We start from the raw sequence: 19,184 nt of genomic DNA on the forward strand, positions 1-19,184 counted from the left end.
GCGGCAACGATAGGCGATCGCGATGCGCCATGAAAGTATGCCACTCGACAGAACGGTCGAAGAGCGCATATGACAAATCACAAAGTCAGCGCGCATTGCGAAGGGGAGAAAAAATGGCCGCGAAGAGGAAGACCAAAGGCACCATCGGCGTTATCGGGCTTGGCATTATGGGCGGCTCTTTCGCCAGGAATCTGGCGGCGGCCGGTTGGCGCGTGGTCGGCTACGATGTCAGTGCTCCCCGCCGGCGCGAGGCGCAACGCGCCGGTGTCGAGATCGCCTCGAGCGCCATCGATGTGGCCGAGAAGGCGCCGATCATTCTGACCAGCCTGCCCAAGCCGCAGGCCCTGATCGATACCGCGCGGGCCATCGCCGCCTTGAAGCTCCCACGCAAGATCGTCGTAGAAATGAGCACCTTCGCGATCTCGGACAAGGAAAAGGCCGAGAAGATCCTCGGCAAGGCCGGTCATATAATGCTCGACACGCCGGTAAGCGGCACCGGGGCGCAGGCCGCGGCACGCGACCTCGTCTTTTATGCGAGCGGCGACAGCGCCTCGATCCGCAAGATCAAACCAGCGCTGCAGGCCTTCGGCCGCCATGTCTACGACGTTGGGGCGTTCGGCAATGGCAGCCGCATGAAGTATGTGGCGAACCTACTGGTCGCCATCAATAATGTGGCCAGCGCCGAAGCGATGGTGCTCGGCATGAAGGCCGGCCTGCCACCGCAGGTGATCTTCGACCTTATCAAATCAGGCGCCGGCAATTCGCGCGTGTTCGAACTGCGCGCGCCGATGATGGTCAAAGGCAAATACGACGACGTTACGATGAAGATCGACGTCTGGGACAAGGACATGCAGGTCATCGGCGATTTTGCCAAGGCCATCCGCGTACCGACACCATTGTTCGATGCGACCAAGCCGGTCTACCGCCGCGCCCAGAAGGAGGGCTACGGCATGCAGGACACCGCCGCGGTGTGCGCCGTGCTGGAAAAGCAGGGGAAGGTGAAACGCGCGAAGGGCAAGCGCGCAGCAAAGCGCTGACGCTGTTTTGCCGTCGACGACGGGCGTAAACGCCGTTATGTCCCGGTGACCGCGCGTAGGATCGCGCCGTACCCATCAACCAAGATGGCCGGGTGACTCCCGGCCATGACAAGTGAGTCTTGCGCTTATCTACCAACACTCTGTAGCCTCCCTGAAAATAGAAAATAACAGGGAGGCCCGCGATGCCCGCGCTCGAAGAGCGATCGGAGATCCGTGATGGTATGCACGTCGATTGGAACGTGCCGATCACGATGGACGACGGGTTGGTGCTGCGCGCCGACGTCTTTCGCCCGGTGAAAGACGGGCGCTATCCGGTCATCCTCACGTACGGACCCTACGCCAAGAATCTCGCTTTCCAGGATGGCTATCCGAGCGCCTGGCAGCGCATGGTCGATAAGCATCCCGACGTCACTGCCGGTTCCACCAACAAGTATCAGAATTGGGAAGTGGTCGATCCCGAGAAATGGGTTCCGCACGACTACGTCTGCGTGCGAGTCGACTCGCGTGGCACGGGCTGCTCGCCCGGCTTCATCGATCATTTTTCACCGCGCGAAACGAAAGACTTCTACGACTGCATTGAATGGGCCGGCGCACAGCCCTGGTCGAACGGCAAAGTCGGTCTTAACGGCATTTCCTACTACGGCATCAATCAATGGCATGTGGCTTCGCTGCAGCCGCCCCACCTCGCCGCCATCTGTGTGTGGGAAGGCGCCGCCGACTGGTATCGCGACATGACCCACCATGGCGGCATTCTCTCGACCTTCTGGGAGAACTGGTACGACATGCAGGTGAAAACCGTGCAGTACGGCGCCGGCGAGCGCGGCAAACATAGCCGCGTGCATGGCGAGCTCGTATGCGGGCCCGAGACCTTGTCCGAAGAAGAGCTCGCGAAGAACCGCGCCGACTTCGGCGCCGCGATCGCCTCGCATCCGCTCGATGATGACTATCATAAGGCCCGCTCGCCACAGTGGGACAAGATCACCGTGCCGGTATTCTCCGCCGCCAATTGGGGCGGTCAGGGCCTGCACCCCCGCGGCAATTTCGAAGGCTTCGCACGCGCCGCGTCCAAAGAGAAATGGCTAGAGGCGCACGGCATCGAGCATTGGACGCATTTCTATACGGACTATGGTCGCGAACAGCAGCTCAAGTTCTTTGACCGGTTCCTGCACGGCAAGGACACTGGCTGGTCGAAGAAGCCGAAAGTGCTGCTGCAAGTGCGGCACCCGGGTGAGAAGTTCGTTGGACGCGCTGAAAACGAGTGGCCGCTCAAGCGCACGAGATGGACCAAGTTCTATCTCGATCCCAAATCGATGGCGCTGTCGACCAAGAAGCCGACCGGCAATGCACGCTTGAGCTTTGCAGCTATGGGCGACGGCCTCACCTTTCTGACGCCGCCGCTGGCGCACGAGACGGAGATCACCGGCCCTTCCGCGCTCAAGCTGTTCGCCTCGTCGTCGACGCCCGATGCCGACTTTTTCGTCGTGCTTCGCGTTTTCTCCGGCGACATGAAGGAGATCGTATTTCAAGGCGCCATCGATCCGCACACACCGGTCGCCCAAGGCTGGCTACGCGCATCGCATCGCAAGCTCGACAAGAAACTGTCGCTGCCCTACCGGCCCTATCATACGCACGACGAGAAGCAGCCGCTGAAGAGCGGTCAAACCGTCGAGCTCGATATCGAAATATGGCCGACGTCGATCGTCGTTCCCGTCGGCTACCGCATTGCACTCTCCGTGCGCGGTAAAGACTACGAGTATGGCGGCGGCACCGGCGGTAAGCTTTCGAACTTCAAAAACGAGCTGAAAGGCTGCGGACCGTTTCTGCACGACGATCCACGCGACCGGCCACCGGCACTATTTAATGGAACGACCACGCTGACATTCAGCAGCGTGAAATCATCCTATCTACTGCTGCCGGTCATTCCGACAAAGAAGGACGGACGCATACCGAAGCGCACGCGACGTTAGCGGCGGTGCAACGCGTCCACGCGAAAGGATCTCGTATGCAACCAAGAAAGCGCGGTTTATGCGACGGAAAATGATTTTGTGGGTTCACACGCCGCGAAGCTGAGGTAAGCTTTGTCCAACCTTCGATAAAAAACGAGAAGGACCCAAGGGGGGATGAATACGCAGTTCTGGATCGTCCAGATATTCAACGGCGTATCCTATGGCGCCTTGCTGTTTCTCGTCGGCAGCGGCCTGTCGCTCATCTTCGGCGTCATGCGCATCGTCAATCTGTCGCACGGCGCTTACTTCCTCTGGGGCGGCTACATCGCCCTCTCCGTCATCTGGGCTACGGGCTCGTGGGCCCTGTCGTTGCCTGTCGCGGCGCTGGCTGTCGCGCTGATTGGTGTCGCGATGGAGCGGCTGTTTCTGCGCTCCGCCGGTCTCGAATGGCTGCGCAACGCCGTCATTGCTGTCGGCATCGGCGTGCTTGTCAGTCTCGCGATCAATACGCGCGCGCCGCAAATCATCGGCGGCGTCTGGCCGCAGTTCGTCCTGATCGCGATCGTCGCCGCCCTCGCCGCTTATGCATTGCTCAGCCGGATCGCCGTCGTGCCCATCGAAAATGACGTGCTGCGGCAAGTGCTGCTGACCGTCGGCTTCGCCTTTCTGTTCCAGCAAGCCGCCCTCGATATCTGGGGCGGCAATAACATGGATATCAACCCGCCCGCCGAACTGACCCGCAGTGTTCAGATCGCCGGCATGTACGTGCCGCTTTATCGCGTGTTCATGATCGCAATGGCCGTCGTCATCGGAATTGCCCTCTGGCTGGCGATGGAAAAGACACGCATGGGCGCGGCGGTGCGCGCCACCGTCGACGACGCGCAGATGGCGCGCGGCATCGGCATCGACACTAACCGCATTTCGATGTTCATCTTCGCCCTTGGTGCCTTCCTCGCGGCGCTCGGCGGCGTCATCGGCGGCGCCTTCCTCGGCGTTTATCCAGGCCTCGATTTCGAGATGCTGCCGCTCGCTTTCGCCGTGGTCATCATCGGCGGTATGGGCTCTCTCGGCGGCGCCGCCATCGGCGCCCTCGCCGTCGGGCTCGCCGACAACTTTGGCAAAGCACTATTTCCGGAGCTGTCTTACTTCACGCTGTATGCCCCGATGGTCTTGATCCTGGCGATCAAACCGGTGGGCCTGTTCGGTAGAGAGTGACACGCATGACCGGCCAAAAAGCCAAAATCCTGGCGGTGATCGTCGCGCTGCTTGCGTTGCTCTATATCGTGCCGCACTCCGGCTCGTTCGTCGTGCTGCTCGCGACGCGCGCCATGGCCTTCGCCATCCTGGCCATGAGCGTCGATTTGCTGCTCGGCTTCACCGGCCTTTCGTCCATGGGCCAGGCAGCCTATTTCGGCGTCGGCGCTTATCTCACCGCCGTGCTCGCCACCAAGCTGCAGTTCGGCCTCGGCTGGGATTTCTGGATCGTCGTTCTACTCGGCATTCTGATCGGTTCTGCGCTCGCGGCGCTGTTCGGCCTCTTCGCGATCCGCGCCACCGGCGTCTATTTCCTGATGATCACGCTGGCGCTCGGCCAATGTGTATGGGGCCTTGCCTATCGCTGGAATTCGCTCACCGGCGGCGACAACGGCATCAACATGACCGGCCGTCCGAATTTCGGTCTCGATCTCTCCGACGACGTGACGTTCTTCTATCTCGTCTTCGCGTTTTTCGCGGCTTCGCTGTTCATGCTCTACGTGCTCGTGCGCTCGCCCTTCGGCCGCAGCCTGGAGGGCATCCGCGAACGCGAATTGCGCATGCAGATCCTCGGCTACAATACGTGGCTGCACAAATACATTGCATTCATCATCGCCGGCGGCTTCGGCGGCCTGTCCGGCGTGCTGTGGGCGCATACCAATGGCCACGTCAGTCCGGAAACCGTGGTGCTCACCACGTCGGTGGACTCGCTGCTGATGGTCGTGCTGGGCGGGGCCGGCACCTTGGTCGGCGCGATCCTGGGCGCTGGCATTGTGTTCGGGCTGCGCGAGTACCTCTCCACGCTGGTGCCCTGGTGGCAGTACGTCCTCGGCGGCGTTTACGTTCTCACCATTCTCTACCTGCCGATGGGGCTGATGGGCATCCCCGCGCTCCTACGGCAACGTTTCAAAGGCCGGCCAACAGAAGCCTCGGCCAAAATCGCGACCAAGGAACTGGCATCGAAGCCCTCCTGATTTGACTCAGGAAGGAGCGGCAACAACGGGAGGAAAGAAATGACCAAGACGTGGCAACGCCGGCTCATGCCGACGCTGGTCGGCACCAGCATCGCGCTAGGCCTCACGGCGACAGCCAGCGCTGAAGAACTGCGCATCGGCTTCATCGCGCCGACCACCGGCATCTTCGCCCAGATCGGCAAGGACATGGTGGACGGCTTCCAGCTTTATCTGGAGCAGCATGGCAACAAGCTCGGCGGCATGGACGTCAAGTTCATCGTCGAGGACAACCAAGGAAAGCCCGACGCCGCCGTCACCAAGGCCAAGAAGCTGATCCTTCAGGACAAGGTGCACATGGTGGTCGGAGGCCTGCTGGCGTCGACCGGCTATGCGCTCGCGCCGGTCAGCACCGCCGAAAAGACGCTGTACATCTCCTCGACGGCGTCCGCCGACGATCTCACGCAACGGCAACTCGACAAATATCCTTACTTCATGCGGACGAGCTGGACCTCGTCGCTGCCGCACCACGCGCTCGGTCAATGGGCCTGCGATAATGGCTTCAAGACCGTCGCCGTCGTCGCCGCCGACTATGCCTTCGGCTACGAGGTCACCGGCGGATTCCAGAAGGCGTTCGAGGACTGTGGCGGCAAGGTGATCCAGAAGGTGTGGGTGCCGCTCAACACCAAGGACTTCGGCCCCTACATTCCGACCATCAAGAAGGCCGATGCCATCTTCACCGTCATGGTCGGCCCCGGCGCGCTGCAGTTCCCCAAGCAGTTGCGCGGCTCGGGCATCAAGACGCCGATCGTCGGCAGCGGCGTAAGCTATGACGAGTTCGTGCTTCCCTTCATGGGCGACGAAGTGATCGGCGACATTTCCGCCTTGCACTACAGTGCAGCGATCGACACACCCGCCAACCAAGCTTTCGTCACGGCCTATCGCGCCAAGTTCGGCAAAGTGCCGGGCTACTACTCGGAAAACAATTACTCGACCGCGATGTGGCTCGACGCGGCGATCAAGAAGGCAGGCGGCAAATATCCCGGCGCGGACGAGTTCATCAAGGTGATGGGAAGCATCAAGATCGACGCGCCGCGCGGCCCAGTCGAACTCGACGACATGCGCAATCCCGTCGAAAACGTCTACATCAAGAAGGTCGAGAAGAAGAAGATGTTCGGCTACGACAAGGACGAGCTGTGGAACACGGTCATCCACACTTATCCGAAGGTCAGCCAATTCTGGACCTACGGCAAGGACAAATTCCTGGCGCAGCCGCTCTACAGCCGCGACTTCCCGCCCTGCAAGTTCTGCGAATGACCGACGGCGCGCCGGGGCCCGGTTCGGCCCCGGCGTTCTCCCTCAAGCAGGGCGTGACCATGACATCATCGGCAAGCGGCGACGTACCGGTTCTCGAACTGAAATCGCTGTGCAAGAGCTTCGGCGGGCTGCAGGCGACACGCTCGGTATCGTTGCGCATCATGCCGGGCGACCGGCAGGCGATCATCGGCCCCAACGGCGCCGGCAAAACCACGCTGTTCAATCTCATCACCGGCATTCATCCGGTAACCTCGGGCGAGATCCTGCTTTATGGCCGCGACGTCACCACCTGGCCGAGCCACAGGCGCACGGCGATGGGAATGGCGCGCACCTTCCAGGTCACCAGCCTGTTTCCCAAGCTGACCGTGCTCGACAACGTGCTCCTGGCGATCAAAGGGCTGCGGCCGAGCAAGTTCGTGATGTGGCGCTTTCTGTCGTCTTACAAAGATGTCTATGAGAAAGCCCACACGCTGTTGGAGCAGGTCGACTTTATCGATCGCAAGGATGTCGAAGTGCGCAACCTCTCGCATGGCGAACAGCGCCAGCTCGAGATCGTACTCGGCCTGGCCAGCGATCCAAAAGTGCTGCTGCTCGACGAGCCGGCAGCGGGTCTTTCCTCCGGTGAATCGGTCGAGATGGCGAAGTTCCTGATGAAGCTCGATTCCAACCTCGCGATCTTGCTGATCGAGCACGATATGGACGTCGTGTTCGACGTCGCCTCGCACATTTCCGTGCTGCACTTCGGCCAAGTGCTGGAGACCGGTACGCCCGAGCAGATTCACACGAGCGCGCGCGTCCAGGAAATCTACCTGGGGACCGGTTGACCCATGGCCGCCATTCTCGAAGTCAATGACATCCACACTTATTACGGCGACGCCTATGTCCTGCAAGGACTGTCGCTCAAGCTCGAGCAAGGTCAGATTCTTGGCCTGCTCGGCCGTAACGGCGTCGGCAAGACAACGCTCGTGAACTCAATCGTCGGCTTCAATCCGCCGCGTCGCGGCTCTGTCGTATTCAAGGGCGAGGAGATCAGCCGACAATCCTCCTTCGAGACCGTGCGCAGCGGCATGGGCCTTGTGCCGCAAGGCCGGCGCGTCTTCCCCACACTCGGCGTGGAGGAGAACCTGTTGGTAGCCGAGCGTTCCCCTGAACGGCACGGTTGGACCCTCGAACGCGTCTATGCGCTATTTCCGCGGCTGCATGAGCGGCGCAACCAGCGCGCCAAGACGTTGTCCGGCGGCGAACAGCAGATGCTCGCCATCGGCCGTGCTCTGATGACCAACCCCGATTGTTTGATTATGGACGAGCCGTCCGAAGGCCTAGCACCGATCATCATTCAGGGACTTTGGGAGGCCATCGGCAAGCTGAAGGAACAAGGTCTGTCCATTCTGCTGGTCGAGCAAAGCGCGCATCTCGCGCTCAAGCTTGTCGATTACGTTCACGTGATGAGCAAGGGCCAAGTGGTGTACTCGGGCACGCCGCAAAACCTGCTTGCGAACGAACAGATCAAGTCGAGTTACCTCGGCATTTGATTCCTTACACACCGCAGTGGTGCTGCACTGCATCAGCGATTGGTTGCGTCCGGTACCTGCATCTGCACACAGAACAAGCAACACATTCATCTTTACATTGCTGAAGCGTCTGACCGATGATGTGCGGGGAAACGCCACGGTCGCGCCGCTCGAAACTGACGGCCACCACATAAGACCGCATAAGCCATAGCCCGATAGGGCGCACAGGGAGGAACTTAATATGAATCGCAGGTTCTCTCGCCGCACGTTCATGGGCGCCACTGCGGCCGGCGCTGCGCTCGCCACATTCAAATTTCCGGCGCCGGCCATCGCGCAAAGCGCGCCCTTCAAACTCGGCTTGCTGACGGTGAAAACCGGACCGCTGGCGCAAGGCGGGATCCAGATGGAGCAAGGTGTCGTCACTTACTTGAAGGAGAAGAACTACACTTTCGCTGGGCGAAAAGTTGAGTTCATCTCTGCCGACACCGGCGGCAACCCTGCGGGCACCAAGACCAAGGCTCAGGAACTGGTCGAGCGCGACAAGGTCGACGCCATCCTCGGGCCGCTTGCCGCATTCGAGCTTCTCGCGATCACCGACTACATCAAAGAGCAGAAGACGCCGATGCTCAGCCTCGCCGGTGCCGAGGATATGACGCAGCGCCGGCCCAACCCCTACTTCCTGCGCCCCTCCGCGACCTCCGCCCAAGCCATGCATCCGATGGCCGACTTCGCGGCCAAAGAACTGAAGTTGAAGCGCATCATCACGGTGTCGGAAGACTTCGCCTTCGGCCATGAACAGATGGGCGGCTTCCAGCAGACCTTCGAAGCCGCGGGTGGCAAGATCGTCAACAAGATCTGGCCGCCGCTGGTGACGCCCGATTACACACCGTTCGTGGCGCAAATCGCCGACTGCGACGGCGTGTGTCAGGGCTTTGCCGGCTCGAACCCGCTGCGCTTCATGAAGACCTATGCCGCAGCCGGCCTGAAATACCCCGTCGTGACTGGCGAAACGGGCGGCGACGACGCCTTGATGCGCTCGTTCGGCGACGAAGCGATCGGCATGTACAGCTCGTGCCCCTATACGCTCGACTACGGCAACGACAGCAACAAGCGCTTCGTCGCCGCGATGCAGAAGGACTACAGCGTCGATCCCGGCTTCTACGCCGCCGGTCTCTACGTCGCCGCGCAAGTGGTCGATGCCGGCCTGCAGGCTGCCGGCGGCAAGGCCGACGACAAGGAGGCCTTCGTCAAGGCGCTACGCGCTGTCGAGCTCAAGGACACGCCGCGCGGCCCGATCAAGTTCGACCATCTCGGCAATGTCGTCGGCAACTTCTTCATTCGCCGCGTCGAGAAGGCGAACGGCAAACTCGTCAACAAGACGGTCAAGACCTACGAGAACGTCAGCCAGTTCTGGAACTACGACGAGAAGGACTTCCTGGCGAAGCCGGTCTACAGCCGCAACTACCCGCCGCTGAAGTCGTAGCGCTCTACGGGGAGATGGGCGCGCGTCGTCCACTTCCATCATTCCGGGCGCGGCCGATGGCCGCGAGCCCGGAATCCATAACCACCAGCGCTGCGGCGTATGGATTCCGGGCCCGCTGCGCGGCGTCCCGGAACGACAGCAAAAAGCCAGCCGAGACGAACCACGAATGAATTTCTGGGTATCGCTCACCGTCAATAGCATCACGTTCGGTGGGCTGTTGTTTCTGCTTTCGGCTGGCTTCGCGCTCATCTTCGGCTTGATGCGCATTCCCAACCTGACGCACGGCTCGCTGTACATGCTGGGCGCCTATATTGGCGCCACGTTCCTGGTCGGCTTCGTCAGCATCAAGATCAACTTCTGGGCCGCCGCCGTGCTTGCGGCGCTGATCGTCGCCGCATTCGGCGCGCTGATCGAGCGCCTGTTGCTGCGGCGGCTACCTGGCGATCAGCTGGCGCAGGTGCTGGTGACGCTCGGCATCTCCTTCATGGTGGCCGACTTCTGTTTGATGGTTTGGGGCGGCGACCCGCTCAACGTCGCCGCGCCGGAGGGGCTTGGCGGCTTCGTCCGTCTGGGCAGCATTGCTTTCCCGCTCTACCGTCTCGCCATCATCGTCGTTGCCGTCATTGTCGCCGTCGCACTCTGGCTGCTGCTCGAGCGCACGCGGCTCGGCGCCATGATCCGCGCCGGCGTCGACGATCCGGACATGGCGCGCGTGGTCGGCATCCGCGTCTCGCAGCTCTTCACCATCGTCTTTGCGCTCGGCGCCGGCCTTGCAAGTTTCGGCGGCATCATCGGCGCGCCCATGCTGTCGGTCTATCCGGGCCTCGACCAGGATATGCTGCCTCTGGCGCTGGTGGTCGTCATTCTCGGCGGCACCGGCAGCCTGCTGGGCGCCTTCGTCGGCAGCCTGATCATCGGCTTCATCTATAACTTCGGCCAGGCGCTATTCCCGGAACTCGCTTACTTCGTGCTGTTCCTGCCGATGCTGCTGGTGCTGCTGCTGCGCCCGCAAGGCCTGTTCGGGAGGCACGTTCCGTGAGCGCGCGCAACCTTGCCCTTCTTGTCGCCTTCGTCGCGCTCGCGGCTCTGCCCTATTGGATGCCCGGCGTTTACTACATCAATGTCGGCAGTCAGATCCTATTTTACGCCATTTTCGCGCTCGGGCTGAACGTGCTGGTCGGCTATGCCGGCCTGGTGTCTCTCGGTCACGCCGCGCTATTCGGCGTTTCGGCTTATGCCGTCGGCTACATGTTGCAGCTCGGCTTCGGACATATGGCATCGATCATCGTTGCGCTCATTATCGGCGTCATCGCCACGGCGATCTTCGCCCTGCTGTCGCTGCGCTCGACCGGCATCGGCTTTATCATGATCACCTTGGCGCTGGGTCAAATCCTCTGGGGTCTTGCCTATCGCTGGATCAGCCTCACCGGCGGCGATAACGGCATCAACGTCACCAGCCGGCCGGCGCCATTCGGCTATCCGCTGTCGAGCCCGGTCACCTTCTACTACACGACGCTGGTCGTCTTCCTGCTGGCGATCGCGGCGATGGCGGTGTTCGTGCGCTCGCCTTTCGGCGCAGCGTTGATGGGCACGCGCGACCAGCCGCGCCGCATGAACGCGCTCGGTTATCACGTGCTGGCGATCCGCTTCTGGGCGTGCCTGTTGTCCGGTCTGCTCACCAGCGTGTCGGCGATCTTGTTCGTCTATTACACGCAGTTCATCAGCCCGCAGACCTTGTCGCTCACCTCCTCGGCCGAGGTGCTGCTCATGGTGATTTCCGGCGGTCCCGGCACGATCCTCGGACCCGTCGTCGGCGCCGGCTTGGTGGTGGTGGTCAAAACCGTGGTGAGCGGCTTCATCGAGCGCTGGAATTTCCTGCTCGGGGCTATCTTCGTCGCCATCGTCATCCTGATGCCCGAAGGCATCGTACCGGGCAGCGTGCGGCTGTGGCGGCTGATGACGCGTTCACGCAAAAACGGCAAAGCGGGGCCGGCACCATGAGCGCCCTCGTCGTCTCCGACTTGCGCAAGTCGTTCGGCGGACTGCACGTCACCAAGGGCGTCAATCTGACGATTGAGCCGGGCGAGCGGCGGCTGATCATCGGTCCGAACGGCGCCGGCAAGACCACGCTGTTCAATCTGATCACCGGCGAGTTGGTGCCCGATTCCGGCAGGGTAATGCTGAACGGCCAGGACATCACCCGCCTGCCCTCGCGCCAGCGGCCGCACCTCGGCATGGCGCGCACCTATCAGATCATCACTTTGTTCGCTCGCAACACCATCGTTCACAACGTGACGCTGGCACTGCTCGGGCTATCGCCATTGCGCTGGAATCCACTGATCGACATCAAGCGCCAAAGTCACCTCACCGAGCAGGCGCGGGCCGCGCTCGAGCAGGTCGGCCTCGGCCATATCGCCGACCGTCCGCTGGCCCAAACCTCCTACGGCGAGCGCCGCCGCGTCGAGATCGCGATGGCACTGGCACAGAAGCCCAAGGTGCTATTGCTTGACGAGCCTTTTGCCGGCCTGTCGATCGACGAGCGGCAGGATGTGCACCGGCTGCTGATGGCCATTCCGCGCGACGTTACCATGGTGATGATCGAACACAACATGGACGTGGCGCTGGAGTTCGCCGAGCGCATCACGCTACTGCATTTCGGCGCCGTGATCGTCGAAGGCACGCGCGGCGAGGTCGTCGCCGATCCGCGCACGCGGGAGGTCTACCTTGGCCACTAACGCTCTCTCGCTGTCCCATGTCGACGCCTACTACGGCGACAGCCACGTGCTGCAAGACATCTCGTTCGAGCTCGGCGAGGCCCGTATGCTGGGTCTGCTCGGCCGTAACGGCGCCGGCAAGTCGACCTGCATGAATGTCGCCATGGGGCTGCTCCCGCCCCGCCGCGGCACGATCAGCGTGTTCGGGGAGCCGGTCGGCGGCTTGTCGCCCGAGCAGATCGCGCTGCGCGGGCTCGCGCTGGTGCCGCAAGGGCGCCGCATCTTCCGCAGCCTCACCGTGCGTGAGAACCTCATCGTCGCCGCGAAGAAGCCCATCGACGCCAAACACCCAGCCTGGAGTATCGATACGGTATTCTCCATGTTTCCACGGTTGAATGAGCGGCGCGAGCAGATGGCGGCGCACCTCTCCGGCGGCGAGCAGCAGATGCTGGCCATCGGCCGGGCGCTGATGGGCAATCCGCGCGTCTTGTTGATGGACGAGCCATCCGAGGGCCTGGCGCCCCAGATCGTCGGCGAAGTGATGGCCACCATCCGCAAGCTGAAGGAAAGCGGCCTGTCGATCGTGCTAGTGGAACAGAACCCGCAATTGGTGTTCGATGTCGCCGATGACATCGTCATCCTCAACACCGGGCAGGTCGCCGTGCTATCGACGCCGTCTCAACTGACCAAGGATGGTGTCGATCTGCAGCAGCATCTGGGGGTGTTTTAGCTCTTTCCCTCGTCCCGCGGAGCGGCGACTAGCGCCGCGTCTGGAAGGACGAGGACGAACGAAATAGGCCTCGTCCTTCGAGACGGCGGCTTCGCCGCCTCCTCAGGACGAGGGTAGAGTTCAGGAATCAGGAAGAGACGCAATGACCAAGCTCTGGAACAAATACGCCAACACCGCGGCCCGCAAACACGGCAAGCCCGGGCGCGAGCACCGGCCGAAGTCGACCACCATCGACGCGCACAGCCACATCGCCGTGCCGCGCGCGGCCGAGTACATCAAGCCGCATCTCGACCTCTCGACCATTCCTCTGGCGCATTTCTCCAACGCCGAGACCAAGGAGTTGAATGCCAAACAGGAAGGCGACATCCGCGGCGCCATGACCGGCTACGACGTGCGGTTCAAGATCATGGACGAAATGGGCGTCGATATGCAGTTGGTGATGCCGCCGCCCCCGCAATTGTATCACACGGTGGCGATCGAACATGCCGTTCCGGCCGCGCAGATGATCAATGATGGCGTCGCCGAATTCGTCTCGCGCCACAAGGACCGCTTCATCCCGGCCGGCACCGTGCCGATGCAGGACGGCAACGAAGCCGCCAAGGAGCTCGAGCGCTGCGTTACCAAGCTCGGCTTCAAGGCTGTCGAGATCCTCACCAATGTGCACGGCAAGGAGCTGTCCGACCCCGCCTTCGCGCCGTTCTGGAAGAAGGCCGAGGAGCTCGGCACGCTGGTCATTATCCACCCCAACGGCTTCACCGAGGGCCAGCGGCTATCGCGCTTCTATTTCAACAATATCGTCGGCAATCCGTTCGAGACGACGCTGGCCCTGCACTATCTGATCTTCGACGGCGTTCTGGAGCGCCATCCGAAACTCAAGATATTCGCCATGCATGGCGGCGGCTATCTCGGCGCCTATTCAGGCCGCATCGATCATGCCTGGGGCGCACGCTCCGACTGCCACGGCAACCTGCCCAAGCCGCCGACGACCTATCTCAAGCAGGTCTATGTCGACACCGTCGTCTTCACGCCCGATCAGCTCGAGGCGCTGGTGAAGACCTTCGGCGTCGAGCATGTCATCATGGGCACGGACTACCCGTTCGACATGCTCGAATACGACCCGATCGGGCATCTCAACTCCGTCGAGAGCTTCGACGACTGGACGCGGGCGGAGCTTGCCGGCGGCAACATCCGCAAGGTACTGGGGTTGTAAGCCTCTCCACGGTCATGCGCGGGCTTGCCCCCCGCATCCATGATGATCTGCCGCGAACGAGAGCCGCTCGTACGGCCTTACGCGCGGCACAGCCTTATGGATTGCCGGGTCATAAGGGCGTTCACTCCCGTCTTCGACGGGCTATGCCCGGCAATGACCGCGCAACATATGCTTCGTCAATCAGCACTCCGACTGTCATGCCCCGCGAAAGCGGGGCATCCAGCAAACACAAGCGCCTCGGATACCCACAAACCCCGCGGCGTACTGGATCGCCCGCCTGCGCGGGCGATGACAGAGGCAAAGAGGCCCAAGCACCGCGCGCAAAGGCATCCGCGTAGATTACGCGTGCAGAAAATCCAGCGTCGCCGTCTCCTTGATCACCGCCTTGTTGGTGCTGTGACGGCCGGCGCGCGCCTGCTCTTCCTCGGTACGCGTCGCCTGCAAATACGAGCCGAGGTGGCGGGCGTAATTGATGATGCGATGGTTCTCGGCAAGACGGGCGCGCTCGAAACGCTTGAGCGCGGCAGGAACGTCGGCCTCTTGCGTCAACGCATCGGTCAATGCGCCGGCGTCGTCCGCCGCCTTGGCGACGCCCGCGCCGACGTGCGGCCGCGCGACGAAAGCGGCGTCGCCGAGTATGGCGACACGGCCGAACGCCATCTGCGACGATTCCAGATCGTAGATCGGCTGCAGGATCGGCTCCTTGATCAGACGAACGATCTGTCTGAGCTGCGGCGCCAGCAGCCGCTCCGCCGCGTCATGCATTTCGGCAATCGCGTCGCGGCGAATGAGCGGCGGCGGAATCGAGATCGCATGCGTCACGCCACGGTCGTCCGTGAGCAGCCACTTCAGCTTCGAGGCCTCGTCGGCCGGCCGGTACCAGATGACGTTGTAACGGCGATGGCCTGGCCGCACGTCGTTGTCCGGACCGGCTACCGGATAGCCGAGGAACTGTTCGCCCGGCGGCAGACCGAACGCCATGAAGGCGAAGACCTCGCGATGCACGTCTGGCGGAAAATCGTGCTCATGCAGCAGCGCGCGCCAAGCGGTGTAGCCGGCGTAGCGGGGGCCGACGTCGGGCAGACATTGCCCGCGCACGGTCGACCGAATGCCGTCGGCGCCGACCAGCAGGTCGGCCGACACCGTTTCGCCATTCGAAAAATAAGCGGTAACGGCCTGCGGCGTCTGGGCAAGGGTGGCGAGGCCCCGGCCCCGATGATAGTGCGCCGCCGGAAAAGCGTCGCGCAGCAGCCGATAAACGCGCTCCCACGCCGTCGTGACCTGGGGACACGCGAACTCCTCGACCACCTCACCAGTCCGATCGAGAATCTTGCGGCCGACGATGTGCACGCCGAGCCCCTCGGTCGGCAATCCGAGCCCTTTCAGCCGCTCAATGAGTTCCGGCTGCGCCACAATCCCCGCGCCCCGACCGGACAGCTCGGTTTCGACGCGTTCAAAAATGTCGACGTCCCAACCACTGCGACGCAGCAACAGGCCTGTCAGCAGGCCGCTCATCGAGCCGCCGATAATGACCGCGCGCCTCGAACCGGATTCGGGCATTGGCGTTTCCTCGACTTGTTGTTGCTGCTATTATTGTACACATCAAAAGGAAATGCACTGGAGGAAATACCATGGCCATGACCATGATCGACAAGGCGGCCGAGGCGAAAAGCAAGGCCGACTGGCCCGCCGACATCGCCGCCGAATTCGCGCGCGAGGCGAAGAATCCCAATCCGTGCGTCGGCTCGACGTTGCTGTCGGAGAACGAGCGCACGCGCGTCTGGATCATCCGTCTGGCGCCGGGCGAGCGCATCGGTTTCCATCGCCACGTGCTCGATTACTTCTGGACGTCGGTCTCGGGCGGACGCGGCCGCCAGCACGTGCATGACGGCACCACCGTCGAGTACACCTATGTACCGGGCGAAACCCGCCACGAGACCTATGGCCTCGGCGAGTTCAAGGTGCACGATCTCGAAAATCTCGGCGACCGCGAGATGGTGTTCATGACGGTCGAGTTCAAAGACAGCGCCAACAAGCCGTTGCCCTTGCCATCGACAGTGCAGCGTCAGGCGGCGTGAGCGTACAGGTAACGCACGTCGCGATGAGCTGAAATCATCCATCGCATTTTGGTGTCGTCCCCGCGAAAGCGGGGACCCATAGGCCGTGCCCTCTCGATATACGGTGGCGTATGGGTCCCGGGTCTCCTGCGCAAGCGCTCGGTCGCCCGGGACGACAGACACGTCGCCTCTCAAACTTCAAACAATCAGAAACCGACAGCCCTTCGGCTCCAGCACGACGCAAGTCAATCGTCCCGTCCTCACGGCGCCGGTGTCGATATTGATGCGGTTGCTCATGACTTCCGGCACCGGCACCGGCGTATGGCCGTGCACGACGATCTTGCCGAAGCTCGCCGTCGAGGTGAGAAACTCGTTGCGGATCCACATCAGGTCCACATCGCGCTGGGCATCGAGCGGTATGCCCGGCCGCACGCCGGCATGGCACAGAAAATAACCGCCGAAGCTGAACGAACACCGCATCGCCTTTAGAAAGCTGCCGTGCGATGGCGGCATCGCGCGGCGCAGACGCTCGGCCACCTGAATGTCGTTGCGGCCGATCAGCGGCGTGCGCGCCGCGACGCCGTACGACCGCAACGTCTCCGCGCCGCCCTGGCTGCGCCAGTGCCGTCCCGCTTCCGGATCAACGAGAAAGTCGACGAGCATCGCCTCGTGGTTGCCGCGCAGCGCGACGTAAGGCGTCGGAAACGGATTGGCGGCCAGCCGCTCGATCACGCCGCACGAGTCCGGTCCGCGGTCGACATAGTCGCCCAAAGTGACGGTCAGCGCATCGCTGCCATGCGCGTCCACGTCGCGCCGGATCGCGGCGATGGCGCGGTCGAGCAGATCGAGCCGGCCGTGAATGTCGCCGATCGCGTAAATCCGGGTGTTCTCGGTCGGAATGGTCCGCTCTCCGCAGTGCTCCGCCGCCCTCGGGTGGCGCGAATGCCGTGCGCGGCGCCTTAGCCTATGTTATTCGGAACTGCCAGTTTTTGTCGGGTCAATCATAGAACGTTATCGAAATGTCGGGTTCCGCTATTGCCGGTGCCGGCGGCCTTGCGCCGCGGGCACGCATCATCCTCTCCTTGCTTCTCCTCTGGCTCGTGGGCAATACCCTGCGGCTCACCATTCTCGCGGTGCCGCCGGTCCTCCCGCTCATCCACGACGAGCTCAATCTCAACGCCACGCAGATCGGCATTCTCACCGGCCTGCCATCGATGCTGCTGGCGGTCGCCGCCGTGCCGGGCTCGCTGTTGATCGCGCGGCTCGGGCTGCGCACGGCGCTGATCGTCGGTCTGCTGCTGACCGCGCTCGGCGGCGCCTTGCGTGGACTTCTGCCGGATATCGCCTGGCTCTACGCCATGACGATCGTGACCGGCGCCGGCGTCGCCATCATGCAGGTGACGATGCCGTCGACGGTGCGCGCCTGGACGCCGACCCATATCGGCTTTGCCACCGCCGTCTACACCAACGGGCTGCTGATCGGCGAAGTGTTGCCGGTGTCATTGATGCTGCCCGTCGTCTTGCCGCTGGTCGGCACCTGGCAGTGGGCCTTTGCGGTGTGGAGTGCGCCCATCTTCTTGATCGTCCTGCTGGTGCTCCTGTTCGCGCCGCGGACGCCGGAGGGCAACGCCGGCGCACCGGGCCGGCGCTGGTGGCCCGATTGGCGCAAGGGGCTCATCTGGCGCCTCGGCTTCATGCTCGGCACCGTCAACGCGATGTATTTCTCCACTAACGCGTTCATCCCCAATTATCTGACCTCGCACGGCCAGGGCGAATGGATCAGCGGCGCCCTCGCCGCGCTCAACATCGGGCAGCTGCCGGCCTCATTCCTGCTGCTCGCCGTCGCGGGCCGGGTCGAAGGCAAGGCTTGGCCCTACGTCGTGAGCGGACTGCTCGCGGTCGTTGGCGTCGCCGGCATCGTGTTCGGCACCGGATTGTGGGTGGTCGCGGCCGCCGCGCTGATCGGCTTCACCTGCGCCACCATTCTCGTCCTCGCGCTGGCGCTGCCGCCCTTACTCAGCCCGCCGGACGACGTGCACCGCGTCACCGCCGCCATGTTCACCGTCAGCTACAGCTGCGCGGTGATCGTGCCCGTCATTTCCGGCATGGCCTGGGACCTCTCCGGCATGGGCGCCTTCGCGTTCCTGCCGATAGGGCTGTGCGGAATCGTGCTAGTGATCTTGGCGCCGGCGATCAATCACGTGCCCAAGGCAAGGAGTTGAGTAATGCGTCCGATACCACTGGGGGCCAAGGGCACCTACACGCTGAAGGTGACACCCGCGCATCTCGCCAACCAGTTCAAGGATGCCGTGTTGCCGCAGGTGTTCGCGACACCCATGATGGTGACCATCATGGAGAACGCGGCGCTCAACGCCGTGCGCGATTATCTCGAGCCCGGCGAGAGCGTCGTCGGTACCGTCGTCAACATCAAGCATCTCGCCGCGACGCCGGTCGGCCACGAAGTCACCGCCGAGGCGGTCGTGACCAAGGTGGACGGACGGCGCATCGAATTCGACGTGACCGCGCACGACGAGCAGGAAGTGATCGGCGCCGGCACGCACGAGCGCGCGGTCGTGCAGCTGGAGCGGCTGCAGAAGCGGCTCGATGCCAAGGCGCCGAAGCGGTAAAATCGTAGGCACTTGCGCCGCGCGCGACCCGGCAGTATCCATCAGTAGCTAGCCCTCAGCTATCGATACTGATGTTTTAAACATGATAACCGGTGCCCAGATGCGCGCAGCGCGCGCGTTGCTCGGGATCGACCAGCGCCAATTGGCCGCGCTGGCCGGACTGTCCCTGCCGACCATTCAGCGGATGGAATCGTCCGAAGGCGTCGTGCGCGGTAACGTCGACTCGCTGATGAAGCTTGTCGACGCGCTGGCGGCTGGCGGCATAGAGCTGATCGGCGAAGGCGCGAACTCAACCGGCGGCGGACGCGGGGTGAGGTTGAAATGACGCCGACCCGACATTCTTCGTTC

At 62.7% G+C, this 19,184-nt stretch carries 18 protein-coding genes and 1 pseudogene; 17 read left to right on the top strand and 2 right to left on the bottom strand.

Going from position 1 to position 19,184, the window contains the following annotated elements; genetic code table 11:
- The first annotated feature begins 113 nt into the window (after positions 1-113).
- The 13 genes and pseudogenes from DW352_RS13035 to DW352_RS13095 all read left to right on the top strand — a co-directional run bounded on the left by DW352_RS13035 (position 114) and on the right by DW352_RS13095 (position 14,152).
- A complete protein-coding gene (locus DW352_RS13035) occupies positions 114-1,037 on the top strand; it encodes an NAD(P)-dependent oxidoreductase (RefSeq protein ID WP_162826936.1) in 924 nt (307 codons plus the stop codon).
- Positions 1,038-1,219: 182 nt separating this feature from the next.
- Complete coding sequence (locus tag DW352_RS13040) at positions 1,220-3,004, top strand: CocE/NonD family hydrolase (RefSeq protein ID WP_245434433.1); 1,785 nt, start codon at positions 1,220-1,222, stop codon at positions 3,002-3,004.
- Between the two features lie 153 nt (positions 3,005-3,157).
- Positions 3,158-4,198 (top strand): branched-chain amino acid ABC transporter permease, encoded by a 1,041-nt coding sequence (locus DW352_RS13045; protein WP_115691734.1) that lies wholly within the window; start codon positions 3,158-3,160, stop codon positions 4,196-4,198.
- Positions 4,199-4,203: 5 nt separating this feature from the next.
- Positions 4,204-5,211: a branched-chain amino acid ABC transporter permease gene (locus DW352_RS13050; protein WP_162826937.1), complete on the top strand. Its 1,008-nt coding sequence runs from the start codon at positions 4,204-4,206 to the stop codon at positions 5,209-5,211.
- A 39-nt stretch (positions 5,212-5,250) separates the two neighbouring features.
- On the top strand, positions 5,251-6,504 hold the full coding sequence (locus DW352_RS13055; RefSeq protein WP_115691736.1) for an ABC transporter substrate-binding protein: 1,254 nt from the start codon (positions 5,251-5,253) through the stop codon (positions 6,502-6,504).
- 59 nt (positions 6,505-6,563) lie between these two features.
- Positions 6,564-7,328, top strand: a complete 765-nt coding sequence (locus tag DW352_RS13060; protein ID WP_115694400.1) for an ABC transporter ATP-binding protein — start codon at positions 6,564-6,566, stop codon at positions 7,326-7,328.
- Between the two features lie 3 nt (positions 7,329-7,331).
- Positions 7,332-8,036 (top strand): ABC transporter ATP-binding protein, encoded by a 705-nt coding sequence (locus tag DW352_RS13065; RefSeq protein WP_210209978.1) that lies wholly within the window; start codon positions 7,332-7,334, stop codon positions 8,034-8,036.
- Between the two features lie 220 nt (positions 8,037-8,256).
- Entirely contained in the window at positions 8,257-9,498 is a 1,242-nt protein-coding gene (locus DW352_RS13070; RefSeq protein ID WP_245434434.1) for an ABC transporter substrate-binding protein, read from the top strand.
- A gap of 166 nt (positions 9,499-9,664) precedes the next feature.
- A complete protein-coding gene (locus DW352_RS13075; protein WP_115691738.1) occupies positions 9,665-10,537 on the top strand; it encodes a branched-chain amino acid ABC transporter permease in 873 nt (290 codons plus the stop codon).
- Positions 10,534-11,499 carry a branched-chain amino acid ABC transporter permease gene (locus tag DW352_RS13080; protein ID WP_210209979.1) on the top strand — a complete coding sequence of 322 codons (966 nt, stop codon included), beginning with the start codon at positions 10,534-10,536 and terminating at the stop codon, positions 11,497-11,499. Before DW352_RS13075 ends, DW352_RS13080 begins: the two co-directional genes overlap by 4 nt.
- A gap of 62 nt (positions 11,500-11,561) precedes the next feature.
- Positions 11,562-12,233 (top strand): annotated as a pseudogene (locus tag DW352_RS13085) (ABC transporter ATP-binding protein); the annotation flags it as partial.
- Positions 12,223-12,942 carry an ABC transporter ATP-binding protein gene (locus DW352_RS13090; protein ID WP_245434435.1) on the top strand — a complete coding sequence of 240 codons (720 nt, stop codon included), beginning with the start codon at positions 12,223-12,225 and terminating at the stop codon, positions 12,940-12,942. The pseudogene DW352_RS13085 and the gene DW352_RS13090, both read left to right, overlap by 11 nt.
- Before the next feature lie 142 nt (positions 12,943-13,084).
- Positions 13,085-14,152 (top strand): amidohydrolase family protein, encoded by a 1,068-nt coding sequence (locus tag DW352_RS13095; protein ID WP_115691740.1) that lies wholly within the window; start codon positions 13,085-13,087, stop codon positions 14,150-14,152.
- A 339-nt stretch (positions 14,153-14,491) separates the two neighbouring features.
- Here DW352_RS13095 and DW352_RS13100 read toward each other — a convergent pair whose 3' ends face one another.
- Complete coding sequence (locus DW352_RS13100; protein ID WP_115691741.1) at positions 14,492-15,712, bottom strand: FAD binding domain-containing protein; 1,221 nt, start codon at positions 15,710-15,712, stop codon at positions 14,492-14,494.
- 77 nt (positions 15,713-15,789) lie between these two features.
- Between DW352_RS13100 and DW352_RS13105 the strand changes: the two genes are divergently transcribed.
- Positions 15,790-16,230: a cupin domain-containing protein gene (locus tag DW352_RS13105; protein WP_425374659.1), complete on the top strand. Its 441-nt coding sequence runs from the start codon at positions 15,790-15,792 to the stop codon at positions 16,228-16,230.
- A gap of 177 nt (positions 16,231-16,407) precedes the next feature.
- On the opposite strand, the gene DW352_RS13110 is transcribed toward DW352_RS13105, so the two are convergent.
- Positions 16,408-17,109, bottom strand: coding sequence for a metallophosphoesterase family protein (locus DW352_RS13110; protein ID WP_115691742.1), 702 nt, complete (start codon positions 17,107-17,109; stop codon positions 16,408-16,410).
- A gap of 119 nt (positions 17,110-17,228) precedes the next feature.
- Here DW352_RS13110 and DW352_RS13115 point away from each other — a divergent pair, with 119 nt between their 5' ends.
- From DW352_RS13115 to DW352_RS13125, 3 genes are all read left to right on the top strand, one after another.
- Complete coding sequence (locus DW352_RS13115) at positions 17,229-18,431, top strand: MFS transporter (RefSeq protein ID WP_115691743.1); 1,203 nt, start codon at positions 17,229-17,231, stop codon at positions 18,429-18,431.
- Positions 18,432-18,434: 3 nt separating this feature from the next.
- Positions 18,435-18,836 (top strand): thioesterase family protein, encoded by a 402-nt coding sequence (locus DW352_RS13120; RefSeq protein WP_115691744.1) that lies wholly within the window; start codon positions 18,435-18,437, stop codon positions 18,834-18,836.
- A gap of 82 nt (positions 18,837-18,918) precedes the next feature.
- Positions 18,919-19,161, top strand: a complete 243-nt coding sequence (locus DW352_RS13125) for a helix-turn-helix domain-containing protein (protein ID WP_115691745.1) — start codon at positions 18,919-18,921, stop codon at positions 19,159-19,161.
- Positions 19,162-19,184: the final 23 nt, after the last annotated feature.

Source organism: Pseudolabrys taiwanensis (assembly GCF_003367395.1).
Lineage (GTDB): Bacteria > Pseudomonadota > Alphaproteobacteria > Rhizobiales > Xanthobacteraceae > Pseudolabrys > Pseudolabrys taiwanensis.